The sequence below is a fragment of the Variovorax sp. AC103 genome (genome assembly GCF_979254005.1).
In genome coordinates this window covers 149,959-166,543 of sequence record NZ_CEEDFC010000002.1, presented here as the reverse complement: position 1 = coordinate 166,543, position 16,585 = coordinate 149,959, and the positions used below count along the sequence as shown (strand labels likewise).

The following is a 16,585-nucleotide window of genomic DNA, read 5'->3' as shown; positions in this document are numbered from 1 at the left end:
CGACTGCGCCAGAATCGTTCGATCCCTCGAACGACTTCCCGCACAACGCCCTGCCATGAACATCGCCGACTCCTTCCTTGCCAACGCCGCCCGCTTCGTCGACATCCGGCGCGACATCCACGCCCACCCCGAACTCGGCTTCGAAGAACACCGCACCTCCGAGAAGGTGGCGAACCTGCTCACCGAGTGGGGCATCGAGGTGCATCGCGGCATTGCCGGCACGGGCCTCGTCGGCGTGCTGCGCAAGGGCAAGGGCACGCGCACCATCGGCCTGCGCGCCGACATGGACGCCCTGCCCCTGCACGAGGCCAACGACTTCGCCCACAAGTCGACGAACCCCGGGCGCATGCACGCCTGCGGCCACGACGGCCACACCACCATGCTGCTGGCCGCCGCTTGGCACCTGTCGCAACAGGGCCCGGAAGATTTCGACGGCACGGTGAACTTCATCTTCCAGCCCGCCGAGGAGATGGGCAAGGCGGGTGCCAAGAAGATGATCGACGAGGGCCTGTTCGAGCGCTTTCCGTGCGACGCGGTCTTCGGGCTGCACAACTTCCCCGTGGGCGACGTGGGGCGCTTCGCGCTCAACGAAGGCGCGCTCATGGCCTCGAGCAACACCTACAAGATCACCGTGCGCGGGCGCGGCACGCATGCCTCGATGCCGCACACGGGCATCGACCCGGTGGCGGCGGTGGTCACGCTGGCGCAGCAGTTGCAGACCATCGTGCCGCGCACCATTCCCAGCACCGAGCGCGCGCTGCTCGCGGTGACGCAGCTGCAGGGCTCCGACGCGCCCAACGTGATTCCCGACGTGGCCACGGTGGGCGGCACCATCCGCACCTTTTCGTTCGACGCCATCGACAAGATCGAGGCCCGCCTGCGCGAGGTGGCCGCCGGCGTGGCGGCGGCGCACGGCTGCACGGCCGAGGTGTACTTCAACCGTTCGTCGCCGCCGACCGTGAACCACGCGGCGGAGGCGCGCTTTGCCGCCGGCGTGATGCGCGAGGTGGTGGGCGACGACATGGTCACCGACGACTTCCCCGCCGTGATGGGCGCCGAAGACTTCGCGCACATGCTGATCGCACGGCCCGGCTGCTACGCGTTCCTGGGCAACGGCGACGGCGACCACCGGCTCGACGGCCACGGGCCCGGCCCTTGCATCATCCACAACACCTCGTTCGATTTCAACGACGAGATCATCCCGATCGGTGCCAGCTACTTCGTGAAGCTCGCGCAGCGCTGGCTGCCGTCGGGCACCTGAAATCCATTCCCCTGTTGACGATGAAGAAAGCGGACACCCCGATGCCCTCGACCCCGTTCACCCGACGTTCCCTCGGCGCGCTTGCCGCTGCGGCGGCAGCGCTGTGCGCCTTTTCCCCCGTGCATGCGCAGCAGCGCGTGATCCACATCGTCGTGCCCTTCGGCACCGGCGCGGTGCAGGACACGGTGGCGCGCGCCTTCAACAACGAGTTGGGCGCGGCGCTGAACGCCAGCGCCATCGTCGAGAACCGCGCGGGCGCGGGCGGCACCGTGGGCGCGGCGATGGTGGCGCGCGCGCCGGCCGACGGCAGCACCTTGGTGCTGGCCGCGGCGAGCCACAACATCGCGGGCTTTCTGTACAACAAGCTGAGCTACGACCCGCTGAAGGACTTCGTGGGCGTTGCGAACGTGGGCAATGCGGGCTACGTTCTGGCGGTGGCGAGCGGGCTGAACGTGTCGAACACGGCTGACTTCATCAAGGAGGTCAAGGCCAACCCGGGCAAGTACAACTACGCCTCGGCGGGCAACGGCAGCGCCACGCACCTGGCCATGGCGTCGTTCCTGGCCAAGGCGGGCCTGCAGATGACGCACATCCCGACCAAGTCGACCGGCGAGGCGGTCAACGAAGTGCTCGCGGGCCGGGTCCAGGCGGTGATCTCGTCGAGCATCGGCGTGATCGGCTTCCAGGACGATGCGCGCATGAAGCTGCTGGCCTCCACCGGGCAGTCGCGCAGCCCCTTCCTGCCCAGGTTGCCGACCGTGGCCGAGAGCGGCCTGCCGGGCTACGCCTTCGATTCGTGGATCGGCCTGCTCGCGCCGGCCGGCACGCCGAAGGCCGAGGTGGAGCGCATCAACGTCGCGGCCAACAAGGTGCTGGCGGACCCGGTGATCCAGGAACGCTTCAAGCGCCTGGGCGTGGAGCCGCGCACGCAGAGCGCTGAAGAATTCCAGAAGCTGCTGCGCTCCGACTGGGATGCCATGGGTGCCGTGGTGAAGGCCTCGGGCGCGAAGATCGACTGACCTTGTCCGGGGTGCGCGCACGGGCCGCGCTGTAGGACACCGGTCAATTGACAACACGCCGCCCGCGCTCATGCTCCCTGGTGGGTTCCGAAGGATGTCGCTTCGGACGGACTAGGGAATTTCCATGGACTCGTCTTCACCATTCAACCCGCCCCCGGGCCAGCCCGTGAGCAAGTCGCCCAAGGCGTTGTGGGCCGTGATCGGCGCATTGGCCGTGGCCGTCGTCGCGCTCGGCGGCGTGTTGCTCTACAAGCAGGGGCCTGCCGTGAGCGCGGGCGCGCCGCCGGTCGTGGCCGCTGCGTCGCCTACCGCACCGGCCGCACCGGACGATTTCAAGCCTGAAGCCATGCCGCCGGCGGCTGCCGTGCCGCCCACGGCGGCGGGGCAGTCTCCGCAGGCCATGGCAGCCGCGCCGGTGCCTGCGCCCGCTCCCTTGCCCGCCCAGGCCGTCCAGCCGGGACCGGCGCCGGGCGTGAATGCGCCGCTGGCGGCTGCAGCGCCCGCGCCTGCGCCTTGTGCGGTCTGCGGGCGCGTCGAGTCGGTTCGTCCGGTGCAGAAGCGCCTGCAGAGCACCAGCGGCGTCGGCGCCGTGGCCGGTGGCGTGGTGGGGGGCCTTGTCGGCAACCAGTTCGGGCACGGCAACGGGCGCGCCGCGACCACGGTGCTGGGCGCGGTGGGCGGCGGCTTCGCAGGCAACGAGATCGAGAAGCACGTGCGCACCGTCACGGTCTACGAGGTGGCGGTACGCATGGACAACGGGACGGTGCGCACCGTCGAGACGAAGTCCGCGCCGCCTCTCGGCAAGCCGGTCACGCTCAAACGCGGCGTGCTGCGCCCTGTCGACGGCCACAAGTAGCCGCGAGCCGGGCCGCCCGACGCCACGCGGCCCGGCGTTTTCTCCCCGATATCACAGAAGCACCGGCACCGGAAGCTCGCTTGCCCCACGGATATCTTGACGATATATCCTTAATATATTTAAAGTGCGACGCTTCCACACCGCACATCCACAAGGAGCGATCAAGTGAGCAATCCCCGCTGGCAAGGCATCTTTCCCGCCGTCACCACCAAGTTCAACGCCGACGAAAGCATCGATGCCGAAGGCACGGCGCGCCACATCGACTTCCAGATCCGCAACGGCATCCACGGCCTGGTCACCTGCGGCTCGCTGGGCGAGGCCAGCACGCTGTCGCTCGAAGAAAAACTGCAGGTCGCCAAGATCGCGCTGGACGCCGCCGACGGCCGCGTCCCGGTGCTGGCCAACGTGTCGGAGACCAGCACGCGCGAGGCGCTGCGCTACGTGGACGGCGCCAACAAGCTGGGCGTGGCCGGCTTCATGGTGATGCCCTCGGTGATCTACGTGGCCGACGCGCGCGAGGCCATGCTCAACGTGCGCACCATCGCCAACGCCGCGCAGAAACCCATCATGGTCTACAACAACCCGGTGGCCTACCGCGTCGACCTGAAACCGCAGCACATGGTGGAGCTGGCCGACTGCGAATGGATCGCGGCCATCAAGGAAAGCACCGACGACATCCGCCGCATCACCGACCTGCGCAACACCGTGGGCGAGCGCTACCAGCTCTTCCTGGGCGTGGACGACCTCGCCTACGAAGGCCTGGCGCTGGGCTGCAACGGCCTGCTGGCCGGCGTGGGCTGCGCGTTCCCGCGCGAGACGGTGGCGCTGTACGACCTGATGAAGGCCGGCAAGTTTGCCGAGGCGCTCAAGCTCTACCAGTGGATGACGCCGATGCTGCACCTGGACGTGTCGACCAAGCTGGTGCAGAACCTGAAGCTCATCGACGTGCTGGTGGGCGTGGGCACCGAACATATGCGCCGTCCGCGCCTGCCGCTGATCGGCGAGGAGCGCGCCTTCATCGAGAACATCGTGAAGAAGGCGCTGGCCACGCGGCCCGCGCAGTACCAGTCGGTCATGTAGTCACCGCGAACCTTCGCACTTTTCATTGTCCCAACCTAGGAAGAAGCATGAAGACACGAGCAGGCATGGTTTCATCTTTCAGTCTTGCCGGCCTGGCGGCCCTTGCCCTCGCCGGCCAGGCGCACGCGCAGGAGCAGGTGGTCAAGATCGGTCACAGCGGGCCGCTGTCGGGCCCCAACGCCTTCGCGGGCAAGGACAACGAAAACGGCGTGCGCCTCGCGGTGGAGGAGCTCAACGCGAAGAAGCTCAGCGTGGGCGGCAAGACGCTGAAGTTCGAGCTGGTCTCCGAAGACGACCAGTGCGACGCCAAGACCGGCGTGAGCGTGGCGCAGAAGTTCGTGGACGACGGCGTCAAGTACGTCATGGGGCCGTACTGCTCGGGCGTGGCGATTCCGGCCTCGCGCCTCTACAGCGACGGCGGCACCCTGGTCTCCACCGTGGGCACCAACCCGAAGGTGACGCAGGGCGGCTACAAGAACCTCTACCGCATCATCGCCAGCGACAACCAGATCGGCTCCGCCATGGCCGTGTACGCGGCCAAGGAGCTGAAGGTGAAGAAGGTCGGCGTCATCGACGACCGCACCGCCTTCGGCCAGGGCCTGGCGGAAGAGTTCACCAAGGAGGCGAAGAAGCAGGGCCTCACCGTGGTCGGCCAGGAGTTCACCACCGACAAGGCCGTGGACTTCACCGCCATCCTGACTAACATGAAGGCCAAGGCGCCCGAGGCCATCTTCTTCGGCGGCTATGCGCCGCAGGCCGCGCCCATGGCGCGCCAGATGAAGCAGCTGGCCGTGCCCGGCAAGCTGCTGGGCGGCGACACCGTGTGCAGCCCGGCCACCGGCAAGCTCGGCGGCGACGCGGTGAACGACCTGGTGTTCTGCGCGCAGGGCGGCTCCATGCTCGAGAAGGCGCAGACCGGCCCGGCCTTCAAGGAGAAGTTCAAGAAGCGCTTCAACGCCGACCCCGATGCGTACGCGGCCTCGTACTACGACCAGGTGCTGTTCATCGGCGAGTCGATGAAGAAGGCCAACTCCATCGACCCCGACAAGGTGGGTGCCGAGCTCTACAAGGCCACCTACAAGGGCGTGGCTGCCACGTATGCCTACGACGACAAGGGCAACATGAAGCAGGCGCCCATCACCGTCTTCACCTTCAAGAACGCGGTCCCCGTGCCCATCGCCAGCTACTGAACGGAACCAGGCCCATGCAACGCATCCAGGTCATCGACTCCCACACGGGCGGAGAACCCACGCGCCTCGTGATCGGCGGCTTTCCCGAGCTGGGGACCGGCCCCATGGCCGAGCGCCGCGCGCTGCTGGCCGAGCGCCACGACAAGTGGCGCGCGGCCGCCGTGCTGGAGCCGCGCGGCAGCGACGTGGTGGTGGGTGCGCTGCTGTGCGCGCCGGTGTCGCCCGATGCGGCGGCCGGCGTGGTGTTCTTCAACAACGCCGGCTACCTCGGCATGTGCGGCCACGGCACCATCGGGCTGGTCGCGAGCCTGGCGCACATGGGGCGCATCGGCGTGGGCGAGCACCGCATCGAGACACCCGTGGGCACGGTGACGACCACGCTGCACGAAGACGGCTCGGTGAGCGTGCGCAACGTGCCCGCCTACCGGCACCTGCACCAGGTGGCGGTCGAATTGCCGGGCCACGGAACGGTGCGTGGCGACGTGGCCTATGGCGGCAACTGGTTCTTCCTGGTGAGCGAGAGCGAGCACGGCCAGCGCGTGGCCAGCGACAACCTCGCCGCCCTGACCGACTACACCGCCGCATTGCGCCTTGCCCTGGCGGCGCAGGGCATCACGGGCGCGGACGGCGCGGAGATCGACCACATCGAGCTTTTCGCGGACGATGACGAAGGCGCCGACAGCCGCAACTTCGTGCTGTGCCCCGGCAACGCCTACGACCGCTCGCCCTGCGGCACCGGCACCAGCGCCAAGATCGCCTGCCTCGCGGCCGACGGCAAGCTCGCACCGGGGGCCGTGTGGAAGCAGGCCAGCGTGATCGGCAGCGTGTTCGAGGCCCGCTACGCGATGGACGGCGGCAAGGTCATTCCCACGCTGCGCGGCCGCGCGCACATCAGCGCCGAAGCCACCTTGCTGATCGAAGACGAAGACCCCTTCGGCTGGGGCATCCGGCGCTGACGCCGGGCTGCTCGGCATGGACGCGGACGTCATCGTCATCGGCGCCGGCATCGTCGGCGCGGCCTGCGCGCAGGCGCTGGCGCAAAAGGGCGCGCGCGTGCTGGTGCTCGATGCGCGCCTGGGCGGCGCCACCGGCGCGGGCATGGGCCACCTCGTGGTGATGGACGACAACCCGGCCGAGCTGGCGCTGAGCCGCGATTCGGTGGCGCGCTGGCGCGCGCTGGCCCCGCGCATGGGCGAGGACTGCGCGTACAGCCCCTGCGGCACGCTGTGGATCGCCGCCAACGACGAAGAGATGGCCGAGGCCGAGCGCAAGCGGCAGCGGCTGAGTGCGCACGGCATCGACAGCCGCCTGCTCAGTGGGCGCGAACTGGCAAGCGCCGAACCCGCACTGCGTCAGGGCCTCGCGGGCGCGCTCGAAGTGCCGGGCGACGGCATTCTCTATGCGCCGAATGCGGCGCGCTGGCTGCTCGCCCAGGAAGCGTCATCGGTCCGCATCGAGCACGCCAAGGTCGAGGCCATCGAAGACAACGGCACGCTGCGCCTGGCCGACGGCAACCGCCGCAGCGCGCCGCGGGTGGTGCTGGCCAACGGCATCCAGGCAACGGCGCTGTGCCCGGAACTGCCGATCCGCCCCAAGAAGGGCCACCTGCTCATCACCGACCGGTACCCGGACACGGTGCACCACCAGCTCGTCGAGCTCGGCTACGTGACCAGCGCGCACCACAGCGACGGCGACTCGGTGGCCTTCAACGTGCAGCCGCGGCCGACGGGGCAACTGCTGGTCGGCTCGTCGCGCCAGTTCGACACGACGGACCCGGCCGTCGAGGCGCCGATGCTGGCGCGCATGCTGCAGCGCACGCTCGATTACCTGCCGGGCCTTGCGAACCTGAACGCGGTGCGCGCATGGACCGGCCTGCGCGCCGCATCGCCCGACGGCCTGCCGCTGCTGGGCAGGCACCCTTGGCGCGAGAGGCTCTGGCTCGCCGTCGGGCACGAAGGCCTGGGCGTGACCACCGCGCCGGGCAGCGCGCATCTGCTGGCCGCACTGATGACCGGCACGACGCCCGATGTCGACGCGGCGCCGTATGCGCCGCGCGGTCTGCGGGAAATGACATGAGCGGTCACACCCTGCTGCACATCGACGGCCATCTCGTGCGCGTGAAGGCGGGCAGCTCTGTCGCCGCCGCGCTGTGCGTGGCCGGCGGCATGGGCGTGGCGCGGACCTCGGTCACCGGCCAGCCGCGCGCGCCGTTCTGCGGCATGGGCGTGTGCCAGGAATGCCGCGTGTGGGTCGACGGCCGGCGCAGGCTGGCGTGCCAGACGGTGTGCGCCGAAGGCATGCGCGTGGAGATCACGGAATGAGCGGCATCGCTGGCGAACACTGCGATGTGCTGGTCGTGGGCGCGGGCCCGGCCGGCATGGCTGCGGCGGTGGCGGCTGCGAAGAGCGGTGTATCGGTCGTCGTCATCGACGACAACCCCGCGCCCGGCGGACAGATCTGGCGCGACGGCCCCTTTGCGGCGCTGCCACCTGCCGCGCAACGATGGCGCGATGCGCTCGGGCGCCACGCCAACATCCGCGTGCGCAGCGGCACGCGCGTCGTGGCCGTGTCCGCCGCCCATGAACTGCTGCTGGAGGACGCCGAGGGCGCCGCGCGCATGCGGTGGAAGAAGCTCATCCTCTGCACCGGCGCGCGCGAGCTGCTGCTGCCCTTCCCCGGCTGGACGCTGCCCGGCGTGACGGGCGCGGGCGGTCTGCAGGCGCTCGTCAAGGCGGGCATGCCGGTGGAGGGCGAGCGCATCGTCATCGCGGGCAGCGGGCCCTTGCTGCTGGCCGCCGCGGCGACGGCGCGCGCGGCCGGTGCGAAGGTGCTGCGCATCGCCGAGCAGGCCTCGTTCGCATCGGTCGCGCGCTTCGGTGCCGGCCTTGTGCGCTGGCCCGGCAAGGCGGCGCAGGCCGTGACGCTGGTCAACGCGCAGTACCGCACCGCGTCGCGCATCGTGTCGGTGCAGGGCACGGCGCAGGTCGAATCGGTCCGGCTCAGGCAGGGCGGCCGCGAGGCCGAGATCGCCTGCGACCGGGTGGCCTGCGGCTTCGGCCTCGTGCCGAACACGCAGCTGGGCCAGTTGCTCGGTTGCGCGCTCGGGGCACACGGCGCACACGGCGCATACGGCGCACAGGGCGCACAGGGCCTGTCGGTCGATGCATTGCAGGCCACGGGCGTCGCGGACATCTACGCCGCCGGCGAGTGCACTGGCTTCGGCGGCAGCGAACGCGCGCTGGCCCAGGGCCGCATCGCCGGCCATGCGGCCGTCGGCAACGAAGCCGAAGCCAAGGCACACCAGCGCGAACGCGCCAGCTGGGATGCCTTTGCCGCGCAACTGCACCGCAGCTTTGCGCTGGCACCGGACCTGCGCGCGATGCCCTGGCCCGACACGCTCGTGTGCCGCTGCGAAGACGTGCCGCTGTCCGCGCTCTCGGCAAGCACCGGCTGGACCGACGCCAAGCTGCACCGCCGCTGCGGCATGGGCGCCTGCCAGGGCCGCGTCTGCGGCGATGCGGGGCAGTTTCTCTTCGGCTGGACGCCCCCGGTGCCGCGCCCGCCCTTGTCGCCGGTCCGCATCGCGACACTGGCCGCGCTTGCCGGGCCGGGCGACCCTCGACAATGACGCCGCCGCATCCGCAGAACCACCCCATGGCCGCCCCGACCCCCGACTCCCGCCCTCTTCCCAAGCGCCGTGCCGCCGACGTGGCCTACGACGCCATCGAAGCGCTGCTGTCGACCCTGCAGATCCAGCCCGGCAGCCAGGTCGTGGAGGCCGAACTGGCCGAGCGCACGGGCCTGGGCCGCACGCCGGTGCGCGAGGCGCTGATGCGCATGGTGTCCATCGGGCTCATCGTGCAGCAGCCGCGCCGCGGCCTGCTGGTGTCGGCGATCGACCTGGCCGACCACCTCGACGTGATCCAGACCCGGCGCGTGCTCGAACGGCTGGTGGCCGCCTGCTCGGCGCGCCGCGCCACCGCGCTGCAGCGCGAGCAGATCGTGCAGTGCGCGCAGGCCATGGTCGAGGCCGCGGACCGCGGCGACCTGACCGACTACATGCGCGCCGACCACGCGCTCGACCTCGTCAACCACCAGGCCAGCCACAACGACTCGGCGGTGCAGGCGGTGGTGCCGCTGATCGTGCAGTGCAGGCGCTTCTGGTACGCCTACCAGCATGAGGGCGAGATCGTCGAAGGGGCCCACGCGCACCTCGAACTGGCGCAGGGCATTGCCACCGGCGACGAAGCCGCCGCCGTCGCGGGCGCCGAACGGCTGATGGACTACCTCGAGGTCTTCGCGCGCAAGATCATCGACAAGTAGGCCCTGCGGCCCCTGTCCGTACCCCGGGGAATTCCGCGTGTGCCGCCGGGGCTGCCGGCGCATACTGAAACGCATGGCCGCCGCCCCCCGTGCCCAACCCGAAGACTTCTTCACCGCCGACGAGTGGCGCGCGCTCACCGCCCGTTCGTCGTGGAAGGGGCTGTGGCTGGTGGCGCATTGCTGGGGCACCATCGGCGCGGCGATGCTCGTGGGCATCGTGTGGCCGTGGACCGTGCCGCTCATGGTGCCGATCGTGGGCACGCGGCAGCTGGGCCTGTTCATCCTCATGCACGACGCGGCGCATGCGGGGCTGCACCGCCACCGCAAGGTGAACGACTGGGTCGGCCACTGGCTGTGCTCGTCGTCGCTGCGCGACTACCGGCCCTATCACCTGCAGCACCACCGCTTCGTGCAGCAGACCGAGGACCCCGACCTCGTGCTGTCGGCGCCCTTTCCGATCACGCGCGCCTCGATGTGGCGCAAGGTGGCGCGCGACCTGAGCGGGCAGACGTTCTACAAGCAGCGCTTCGGGCACATCGCACAGGGCATCCGCGAACGGGCGCCGGGCGAATCGGCGCTGAAGGCGTTCGGCCGGGAGCTTGCGAAGGACCGGCGCTTCCTCCTCGCGAACGGCCTCGGCTTCCTCGCCTTCGCGCTGGCGGGCTACGGGTGGGCATGGCTGCTGATGTGGCTGCTGCCGATGGCCACCTGGCTGCCGCTGGTGAGCCGCGTGCGCAACATCGCCGAGCATGCGCTGGTTGCGCAGAACGAATCCGACCCGCTGCGCCAGGCCCGCACCACGCATGCCGGCTGGCTCGAGCGCCTGCTGGTGGCGCCCTACTGGGTCAACTACCACTGCGAGCACCACATGTTCACCAGCCTGCCGTGCTGGGCGCTGCCGAAGGCGCACCGCCTGCTGCAACGTCAGGGCGCGACTGTGCGGATGGAGGTGCAGCCTGGGTACCTGAGCCTGCTGAAGCGGGCCACGTCGCCGTCGGCTCAGCCGGCCTGACGCGACGGAGGCGGTAGCCGCAGGCCCGGTCAGTCTTCGCTCGGCGCGGGTTCCGGCTCGGGCTCTTGCCAGCCCGGCCAGCCCAGCAGCTCGGCCAGCCGCTGCACGATCCACGTGGCCTCGGCCGCGGACACGCCCGACTCGGCTGTCGCCAGCCCGGCGTGGATGCGCCGCAGGATCTCGCTCTCGACGGGCACCTCGGTGTGGTGCTGGATCTGCGCGTGGCCCACGAGGTGGCTGGCGAGGTCTTCGCAGATCTCGTAGCGCGCGCGCACCACGGCGATCGGCTCGCTCAGGCGCTGGCGCGCGTCGCTGTACACCGCGAAGAACGAGGGCGGAATGAAGATCTGGTTGTCGTCGGACATGGCGGTTTTTTCGGAGGCCCCAATGACAAAACGCGCCCAGGGGCGCGTTCGTCGTGGCCCGTGGGAGCCATGGGTGCTGGATCAGCCGCCCTTCTTGGGACGCTTGCCGGGGTTCTTCTTGCTGCGCGTTGCGGTGCCGCGTTCGAGGCTGACCTTCTGGCCGCCACCGGAGCGAGGCGCGGTGTAGCCGGGCAGCGGCGTCGGCTTGGGGGTGGCAACGCGTTCGGCTTCGGTACGGAATGTCTTGGGCATGAAAAGCTCGGGTAAAAAGTAATGAATGTTCGAGGCGCAATTAGGCCACATTCAAGGATTTCACATGCCAATAACCGAAACAGCCGGCGGTGTCGAGGGGCCGCGCTTCGTTTCGGGGTCGCTGCTGCGCCACGTCTGCGTCATGGCGGGCACCGGCGCCGTCGGGCTGATCGCCGTGTTCGCAGTCGACCTGATCAACCTGTTCTACATCTCGCTGCTCGGCGAGAAGGAGACGGCGGCCGCCGTCGGCTTCGCGGGCGTGGTGGGCTTCTTTCATGCGTCGCTGTGCATCGGGTTGACCATCGGCATCGCGGCGGTGGTGTCGCGCACGGTGGGCGCGGGCCGCCTGGCCGATGCGCGGCGCATCGGCACGTCGAGCCTGGTGCTGATGGCGGTGCTGTCGGTGGCGGTGGGCTCGGGCACGGCCTTCTTCCTGCACCCGGCCCTGCAGGCGCTGGGGGCCCAGGGCGAGACCGCTCGGCTGGCGCAGCGCTACCTCTCGGTGACGGTGCACACGCTGCCGCTGCTGGGCATCGGCATGGCCTGCTCGGCGCTGCTGCGTTCGGTCGGCGATGCGCGCCGCTCGATGACGGTGACGCTCGCGGCGGCCTTCGTGACGGCGGTGCTCGACCCGATATTGATCTTCGGCTTCGGCCTGGGGCTCGACGGCGCGGCCATCAGCGCGGTGGTCTCGCGCCTGGTGCTGGCGGCCATCGGGCTGCACGGCGTGATGGTCACGCACCGCATGCTGGGGCGCTTCGACGCGTCGCGCCTGGGCGGCGATGCGCGTGCGCTCGGCACCGTGGCCGGGCCCGCGGTGCTGACCAACCTGGCCACGCCCGTGGGCGCGGCCTTCGTCACGCACGCGGTGGCGCAGTTCGGCCCCTCGGCGGTGGCGGGCGCGGCCACCATCGACCGGCTCACGCCGGTGGCCTTCGGGCTGGTCTATGCGCTGAGCGGCGCGGTCGGGCCGATCCTGGCGCAGAACCTGGGCGCGGGGCAGTACCGGCGCGTGCAGGAGGGCTTGCGCGACAGCCTGCTGTTCATGGTGGCGTCGGTGGCCGCGGCGTGGCTGGTGCTGGCGCTGAGCCAGGGCGTGCTGATCCGCGCGTTCTCGGCCGAAGGCCTGGCGGCGGAGCTGATCTCGCTGTTCTGCAGCTGGCTGGCGCCGAGCTTCTTCTTCGCGGGCGGGCTGTTCGTGGCGAATGCGTCGTTCAACAACCTGGGGCATCCGCTGCTGTCGACCGCGTTCAACTGGGGGCGCGCCACGATGGGGACGATTCCGTTCGCCTGGTGGGGCTCGCACCACGGCGCGGCCGGCGTCTTGGTCGGGCAGGCGGTGGGCTCGTCGCTGTTCGGGCTGTTCGCCGTGGTGGTGGCGTTCCGGCTGGCCGCGAAGCTGGCGCGGCAGCAAGCGCCCGATTCGGCGCCTGTGCCGGTGCTCGACGCGCCAGTGGCGCCGACCTCGGCGCACGGCGAGGCTGCGGCGCTCGCCACGCCGCAGCCTGGGGGGCTTACTCGCCCAGGTCCTGCAGCGTCAGCAGCCGAACCCTGACCGACTTGCCCTTCACGCGCCCGCTCGAGAGCTTGCGCACGGCTTCCTCGGCGATGGCGCGGTCGACCGCCACATAGGTCGAGAACTCGTTGACGTTGATCTTGCCGATCTGGTCCTTGGCGTAGCCGCAGTCGCCCGTGAGCGCGCCCAGCACATCGCCAGCGCGGATCTTTTCCTTGCGCCCGCCCACGATCTGCAGCGTCGCCATGGGCGGCTTCATCGGCTCGCCCTTGCCCGGCGTGAGCTCGGCGAGGTCGTGCCATTCGGATTCGCGGCCCTGCAACTGCTCGATCTTTCCGACGTGGCCCATCTCGTTCATGCTGGCCAGGTTGAGCGCCAGGCCTTCCGAGCCGCCCTGCTGGCCCACGCGGCCGGTGCGCCCGACGCGGTGGATGTGGATTTCGGAGTCGGGCGTCACGTCGACGTTGATCACCGCTTCGAGTTGCGAGATGTCCAGGCCGCGCGCGGCCACGTCGGTGGCCACCAGCACGGAGCAGCTGCGGTTGGAGAACTGCACCAGCACCTGGTCGCGCTCGCGCTGCTCCAGCTCGCCGAACAGCGCCAGCGCGCTGAAGCCCTGGGCCTGCAGCACCTCGACCAGGTCGCGGCACTGCTGCTTGGTGTTGCAGAAGGCCAGCGTGCTGACGGGGCGGAAATGGTCGAGCAGCAGGCTCACGGTGTGCAGTCGCTCGCTGTCCTTGACCTGGTACCAGCGCTGGCGGATCTTGCTGCCTTCATGCTGCGCCTGCACCGTGATCTGCTCGGGGTTCTTCATGAACTGCTGCGCGAGCTTGGCGATGCCTTCCGGGTAGGTGGCCGAGAACAGCAGCGTCTGGCGTTCCTTGGGGCACTGGCGCGCCACCTTCACGATGTCTTCGAAGAAGCCCATGTCCAGCATGCGGTCGGCTTCGTCGAGCACCAGCGTGTTGAGCGCCGACAGGTCGAGGTTGCCGCGCTCCAGGTGGTCCATCAGCCGCCCGGGCGTGCCGACCACGATGTGGGCGCCGTGCTCCAGGCTGGCGATCTGCCCGCGCAGCGCGACGCCGCCGCACAGCGTGACGACCTTGATATTCTCCTCCGCGCGCGCCAGGCGGCGGATTTCGGTCGTGACCTGGTCGGCCAGTTCGCGCGTGGGGCACAGCACCATCGCCTGCACGGCGAAGCGGCGCGGGTTCAGGTTGGAGAGCAGCGCCAGGGCGAAGGCGGCGGTCTTGCCGCTGCCGGTCTTGGCCTGGGCGATCAGGTCCTTGCCGAGCAGCGCCGGCGGCAGGCTGGCGGCCTGGATCGGCGTCATCTGCGTGTAGCCGAGCTGCGTGAGGTTGGCCAGCATCTGGGGCGAGAGCGCCAGCGTGGCGAAGCCGTGGTCGGCAGGGGCCTGGGCTTGCGGGCCGCCGGCTGGGGGAGTGGGTGTGGTCATCGTTCAGCAGCCGTGGTCCATGAAAGACAAAAAGCCTTGCCGGCGCCCTTCGCGGGGCGCCGCAAGGCCTTTCGTGCGTCGCGGATCAGCGGCGGGGTGAGTTGTTGCCGCCGGAGGTCGGCGGCGGGCCGCGACGTTCCAGGTGACGGAAGGTGATACGGCCCTTGGTCAGGTCGTAGGGCGAGAGCTCGAGCGACACCTTGTCGCCCGCCAGGATGCGGATGTGGTGCTTGCGCATCTTGCCGCCGCTGTAGGCGATCAGTTGATGGCCGTTGTCCAGCGTGACGCGGTAGCGCGAATCGGGCAGCACTTCGGTCACTGCGCCGTTCATTTCGATCAGTTCTTCCTTGGGCATGGGTGATTACCTCTGAATCGTTCGATGTGTGTTGGAGATGGAATTCGGCGTGATTGTTTCAGCCTGCGCAGGGCAGCGCGAGCGGGGCGTTGCGGGGGGCGCGTTCGCTCACCCAGCCCAGGCCCTGGTCGATGGCGTAGCCCGCGGCGGCGGCGTGGCTGGCAAAGCGCGGCGTGAAACGCATCACGCGGTCGTGCATGCCGCTGCCGTGGCCGGAGCGGATCGAGACGGAGGCGGCGTAGTTGCCGTCGTCCTGGTGTCGAATGAGCGGGGAAACAAGGTACTTGCCGACCGCGATACTGTGTTGAATGATGTCCATGAAGCCTTGGCACAGCGCGCAAATGTGGAACGCGAAATGCCTGAAAAATGATTGAAAACGGGCGTGGGCCTGCCAGAACGGCGCGGCGGACGCGCTATTCGCTTCAACATGAACGAAGGCAGTGGTGGCAATCATGGGCGCCCGGTCTGGCGCTCCAACACACTGTGCAAGCCGGCTTGGGAATGAGAGGCCTGAAGGTCCAAGGGACGATGCAGGTCAGCCGGCGGTATTGACGAAATTCTTCGTCGTGGTATCGAAACGAACCCGACATTATAGCTTGCGGGGCGTGACGGCTGCTTGTCTTAATAACAACGGTCCCGTGAAAAAGGCCCTGAATGACCGTTGACCAAGCGCTGTTAGCTATCAAAAGCATAGCGTTGCAGCCGAAGCACAGGTCATGAGCACCCTGCGCGGGACCCGCAGGCGTTCGAGCGCACGCTTTGCCGAAGCGCTCCTACAGCCGTGCGCAGCGCCGGTGCGCTCAATCGCGCCATGAACACGATCACGATGCTCGCCACCGCCCCCGTTCGCTACGACCCCGCCGTGGAGACCTTCCACGACGACGAGGCCCAGACGCAGACGGAACTTGTCGCCACCCTCGTCGACATGGAGAAGACCATGGCCGACCACACCGGCCATGCCATGCGCGCCGTGCACGCCAAGAGCCACGGCCTGCTGCGCGGCGAGTTGCGCGTGCTCGACGGCCTGCCCGAGCCGCTGGCTCAGGGCCTTTTCGCGGCGGCGCGCCGCTTCCCGGTGGTGATGCGGCTGTCGACGCCGCCGGCGGAAGTGCTCGACGACCGCGTCTCGCTGCCGCGCGGCATGGCCGTGAAGGTGCTTGACGTCGAGGGGGCGCGCGTCGACGGCTCCGAAGACCAGCGCACGCAGGACTTTCTCTTCGTCGACGGCCCGGTCTTCGCCGCGCCCGACGCCAAGGGCTTCCTGCGCAGCCTGAAGCTGCTCGCCAGCACCACCGACAAGGCGCCCAACGCCAAGCGGGTGCTGTCCAGCGTGCTGCAGGGCGTGGAGAAAGCGGTCGAGGCGGTCGGTGGCAAGAGCGGCACGCTCATTGCCATGGGCGGCCACCCGGAGACGCATCCGCTCGGTGCCACCTTCTTCACGCAGGTGCCGATGCGCTACGGCAACTACATCGCCAAGCTGCAGCTGGTGCCGGTGTCGCCCGCGCTGCAGGCGCTTGAGAACGCGCCCATCGACCTGACCGACAAGCCCGACGGCACGCGCGAGGCCGTCGCCGACTTCATGCGCCAGCAGCCGGCGGTGTGGGAACTGCGCGTGCAACTGTGCGTGGACCTCGAGCGCATGCCCATCGAAGACGCCTCGGTCGAGTGGTCGCAAGAGCTCAGCCCGTTCATTGCGGTCGCGCGCATCACCGCCGATCCGCAGGAAGTCTGGAGCGAGGCGCTGGCGCGCGAGTTCGATGACGGCATGGCCTTCAACCCCTGGCACGCGCTGGCCGCACATCGCCCACTGGGCAACGTGATGCGCGCGCGCAAGGTGGCTTATGCGGCGTCTTCCAGCTTCCGAAGCGAGCGCAACGGTTGCCCGATGCACCGCTGAGGT

The 16,585-nt window shown here is 69.5% G+C and carries 18 protein-coding genes; 13 read left to right on the top strand and 5 right to left on the bottom strand.

Annotated features, from left to right (window positions below; genetic code table 11):
* Positions 1-55: 55 nt before the first annotated feature.
* From AC0IYU_RS03440 to AC0IYU_RS03390, 11 genes are all read left to right on the top strand, one after another.
* Positions 56-1,261, top strand: coding sequence for a M20 aminoacylase family protein (locus tag AC0IYU_RS03440; RefSeq protein ID WP_472113057.1), 1,206 nt, complete (start codon positions 56-58; stop codon positions 1,259-1,261).
* 41 nt (positions 1,262-1,302) lie between these two features.
* On the top strand, positions 1,303-2,280 hold the full coding sequence (locus tag AC0IYU_RS03435) for a tripartite tricarboxylate transporter substrate-binding protein (RefSeq protein ID WP_472113054.1): 978 nt from the start codon (positions 1,303-1,305) through the stop codon (positions 2,278-2,280).
* A gap of 124 nt (positions 2,281-2,404) precedes the next feature.
* Positions 2,405-3,136, top strand: coding sequence for an outer membrane lipoprotein (locus tag AC0IYU_RS03430; protein ID WP_472113051.1), 732 nt, complete (start codon positions 2,405-2,407; stop codon positions 3,134-3,136).
* Positions 3,137-3,301: 165 nt separating this feature from the next.
* Positions 3,302-4,216, top strand: a complete 915-nt coding sequence (locus AC0IYU_RS03425) for a dihydrodipicolinate synthase family protein (RefSeq protein WP_472113049.1) — start codon at positions 3,302-3,304, stop codon at positions 4,214-4,216.
* A gap of 47 nt (positions 4,217-4,263) precedes the next feature.
* Positions 4,264-5,406, top strand: coding sequence for a branched-chain amino acid ABC transporter substrate-binding protein (locus AC0IYU_RS03420; protein ID WP_435486705.1), 1,143 nt, complete (start codon positions 4,264-4,266; stop codon positions 5,404-5,406).
* A gap of 14 nt (positions 5,407-5,420) precedes the next feature.
* Positions 5,421-6,362 carry a 4-hydroxyproline epimerase gene (locus tag AC0IYU_RS03415; RefSeq protein ID WP_472113046.1) on the top strand — a complete coding sequence of 314 codons (942 nt, stop codon included), beginning with the start codon at positions 5,421-5,423 and terminating at the stop codon, positions 6,360-6,362.
* 16 nt (positions 6,363-6,378) lie between these two features.
* Positions 6,379-7,482 carry an NAD(P)/FAD-dependent oxidoreductase gene (locus tag AC0IYU_RS03410; RefSeq protein ID WP_472113043.1) on the top strand — a complete coding sequence of 368 codons (1,104 nt, stop codon included), beginning with the start codon at positions 6,379-6,381 and terminating at the stop codon, positions 7,480-7,482.
* A complete protein-coding gene (locus tag AC0IYU_RS03405; protein ID WP_472113040.1) occupies positions 7,479-7,727 on the top strand; it encodes a (2Fe-2S)-binding protein in 249 nt (82 codons plus the stop codon). Before AC0IYU_RS03410 ends, AC0IYU_RS03405 begins: the two co-directional genes overlap by 4 nt.
* A complete protein-coding gene (locus AC0IYU_RS03400) occupies positions 7,724-9,034 on the top strand; it encodes an FAD-dependent oxidoreductase (RefSeq protein WP_472113037.1) in 1,311 nt (436 codons plus the stop codon). Before AC0IYU_RS03405 ends, AC0IYU_RS03400 begins: the two co-directional genes overlap by 4 nt.
* Before the next feature lie 26 nt (positions 9,035-9,060).
* Positions 9,061-9,729 carry a GntR family transcriptional regulator gene (locus AC0IYU_RS03395; protein ID WP_472113034.1) on the top strand — a complete coding sequence of 223 codons (669 nt, stop codon included), beginning with the start codon at positions 9,061-9,063 and terminating at the stop codon, positions 9,727-9,729.
* A 73-nt stretch (positions 9,730-9,802) separates the two neighbouring features.
* Positions 9,803-10,741 (top strand): fatty acid desaturase family protein, encoded by a 939-nt coding sequence (locus tag AC0IYU_RS03390; protein WP_472113031.1) that lies wholly within the window; start codon positions 9,803-9,805, stop codon positions 10,739-10,741.
* Between the two features lie 29 nt (positions 10,742-10,770).
* On the opposite strand, the gene AC0IYU_RS03385 is transcribed toward AC0IYU_RS03390, so the two are convergent.
* Positions 10,771-11,106, bottom strand: coding sequence for a hypothetical protein (locus AC0IYU_RS03385; protein WP_472113028.1), 336 nt, complete (start codon positions 11,104-11,106; stop codon positions 10,771-10,773).
* An 81-nt stretch (positions 11,107-11,187) separates the two neighbouring features.
* The gene (locus tag AC0IYU_RS03380; RefSeq protein ID WP_165840364.1) at positions 11,188-11,358 is read right to left on the bottom strand and encodes a hypothetical protein; all 171 of its coding nucleotides are present in this window, start codon (positions 11,356-11,358) and stop codon (positions 11,188-11,190) included.
* Positions 11,359-11,422: 64 nt separating this feature from the next.
* On the opposite strand from AC0IYU_RS03380, the gene AC0IYU_RS03375 reads away from it, so the two are divergent.
* The gene (locus tag AC0IYU_RS03375) at positions 11,423-12,913 is read left to right on the top strand and encodes an MATE family efflux transporter (RefSeq protein WP_472113025.1); all 1,491 of its coding nucleotides are present in this window, start codon (positions 11,423-11,425) and stop codon (positions 12,911-12,913) included.
* On the opposite strand, the gene dbpA is transcribed toward AC0IYU_RS03375, so the two are convergent.
* From dbpA to AC0IYU_RS03360, 3 genes are all read right to left on the bottom strand, one after another.
* Positions 12,873-14,330 carry an ATP-dependent RNA helicase DbpA gene (dbpA, locus tag AC0IYU_RS03370; protein ID WP_472113023.1) on the bottom strand — a complete coding sequence of 486 codons (1,458 nt, stop codon included), beginning with the start codon at positions 14,328-14,330 and terminating at the stop codon, positions 12,873-12,875. The two genes, AC0IYU_RS03375 and dbpA, sit on opposite strands and share 41 nt — an antisense overlap.
* Before the next feature lie 85 nt (positions 14,331-14,415).
* Complete coding sequence (infA, locus tag AC0IYU_RS03365) at positions 14,416-14,685, bottom strand: translation initiation factor IF-1 (protein WP_013544282.1); 270 nt, start codon at positions 14,683-14,685, stop codon at positions 14,416-14,418.
* Positions 14,686-14,743: 58 nt separating this feature from the next.
* A complete protein-coding gene (locus tag AC0IYU_RS03360) occupies positions 14,744-15,004 on the bottom strand; it encodes a hypothetical protein (RefSeq protein WP_472113020.1) in 261 nt (86 codons plus the stop codon).
* Positions 15,005-15,496: 492 nt separating this feature from the next.
* Here AC0IYU_RS03360 and AC0IYU_RS03355 point away from each other — a divergent pair, with 492 nt between their 5' ends.
* Entirely contained in the window at positions 15,497-16,582 is a 1,086-nt protein-coding gene (locus tag AC0IYU_RS03355) for a catalase family protein (RefSeq protein WP_472113017.1), read from the top strand.
* The last annotated feature ends 3 nt before the right edge of the window (positions 16,583-16,585 follow it).

What these genes read in the sequence shown, in the direction of transcription:
- infA (WP_013544282.1), bottom strand. Translation starts at nt 14,685, where the DNA reads ATGCCCAAGGAAGAACTGATCGAAATGAACGGCGCAGTGACCGAAGTG.
- AC0IYU_RS03430 (WP_472113051.1), top strand. Translation starts at nt 2,405, where the DNA reads ATGGACTCGTCTTCACCATTCAACCCGCCCCCGGGCCAGCCCGTGAGC.
- AC0IYU_RS03360 (WP_472113020.1), bottom strand. Translation starts at nt 15,004, where the DNA reads ATGGACATCATTCAACACAGTATCGCGGTCGGCAAGTACCTTGTTTCC.
- AC0IYU_RS03380 (WP_165840364.1), bottom strand. Translation starts at nt 11,358, where the DNA reads ATGCCCAAGACATTCCGTACCGAAGCCGAACGCGTTGCCACCCCCAAG.
- AC0IYU_RS03420 (WP_435486705.1), top strand. Translation starts at nt 4,264, where the DNA reads ATGAAGACACGAGCAGGCATGGTTTCATCTTTCAGTCTTGCCGGCCTG.
- AC0IYU_RS03390 (WP_472113031.1), top strand. Translation starts at nt 9,803, where the DNA reads ATGGCCGCCGCCCCCCGTGCCCAACCCGAAGACTTCTTCACCGCCGAC.
- AC0IYU_RS03440 (WP_472113057.1), top strand. Translation starts at nt 56, where the DNA reads ATGAACATCGCCGACTCCTTCCTTGCCAACGCCGCCCGCTTCGTCGAC.
- AC0IYU_RS03355 (WP_472113017.1), top strand. Translation starts at nt 15,497, where the DNA reads ATGAACACGATCACGATGCTCGCCACCGCCCCCGTTCGCTACGACCCC.
- AC0IYU_RS03400 (WP_472113037.1), top strand. Translation starts at nt 7,724, where the DNA reads ATGAGCGGCATCGCTGGCGAACACTGCGATGTGCTGGTCGTGGGCGCG.
- AC0IYU_RS03415 (WP_472113046.1), top strand. Translation starts at nt 5,421, where the DNA reads ATGCAACGCATCCAGGTCATCGACTCCCACACGGGCGGAGAACCCACG.
- AC0IYU_RS03435 (WP_472113054.1), top strand. Translation starts at nt 1,303, where the DNA reads ATGCCCTCGACCCCGTTCACCCGACGTTCCCTCGGCGCGCTTGCCGCT.
- AC0IYU_RS03405 (WP_472113040.1), top strand. Translation starts at nt 7,479, where the DNA reads ATGAGCGGTCACACCCTGCTGCACATCGACGGCCATCTCGTGCGCGTG.
- AC0IYU_RS03375 (WP_472113025.1), top strand. Translation starts at nt 11,423, where the DNA reads ATGCCAATAACCGAAACAGCCGGCGGTGTCGAGGGGCCGCGCTTCGTT.
- AC0IYU_RS03410 (WP_472113043.1), top strand. Translation starts at nt 6,379, where the DNA reads ATGGACGCGGACGTCATCGTCATCGGCGCCGGCATCGTCGGCGCGGCC.
- AC0IYU_RS03385 (WP_472113028.1), bottom strand. Translation starts at nt 11,106, where the DNA reads ATGTCCGACGACAACCAGATCTTCATTCCGCCCTCGTTCTTCGCGGTG.
- dbpA (WP_472113023.1), bottom strand. Translation starts at nt 14,330, where the DNA reads ATGACCACACCCACTCCCCCAGCCGGCGGCCCGCAAGCCCAGGCCCCT.
- AC0IYU_RS03395 (WP_472113034.1), top strand. Translation starts at nt 9,061, where the DNA reads ATGGCCGCCCCGACCCCCGACTCCCGCCCTCTTCCCAAGCGCCGTGCC.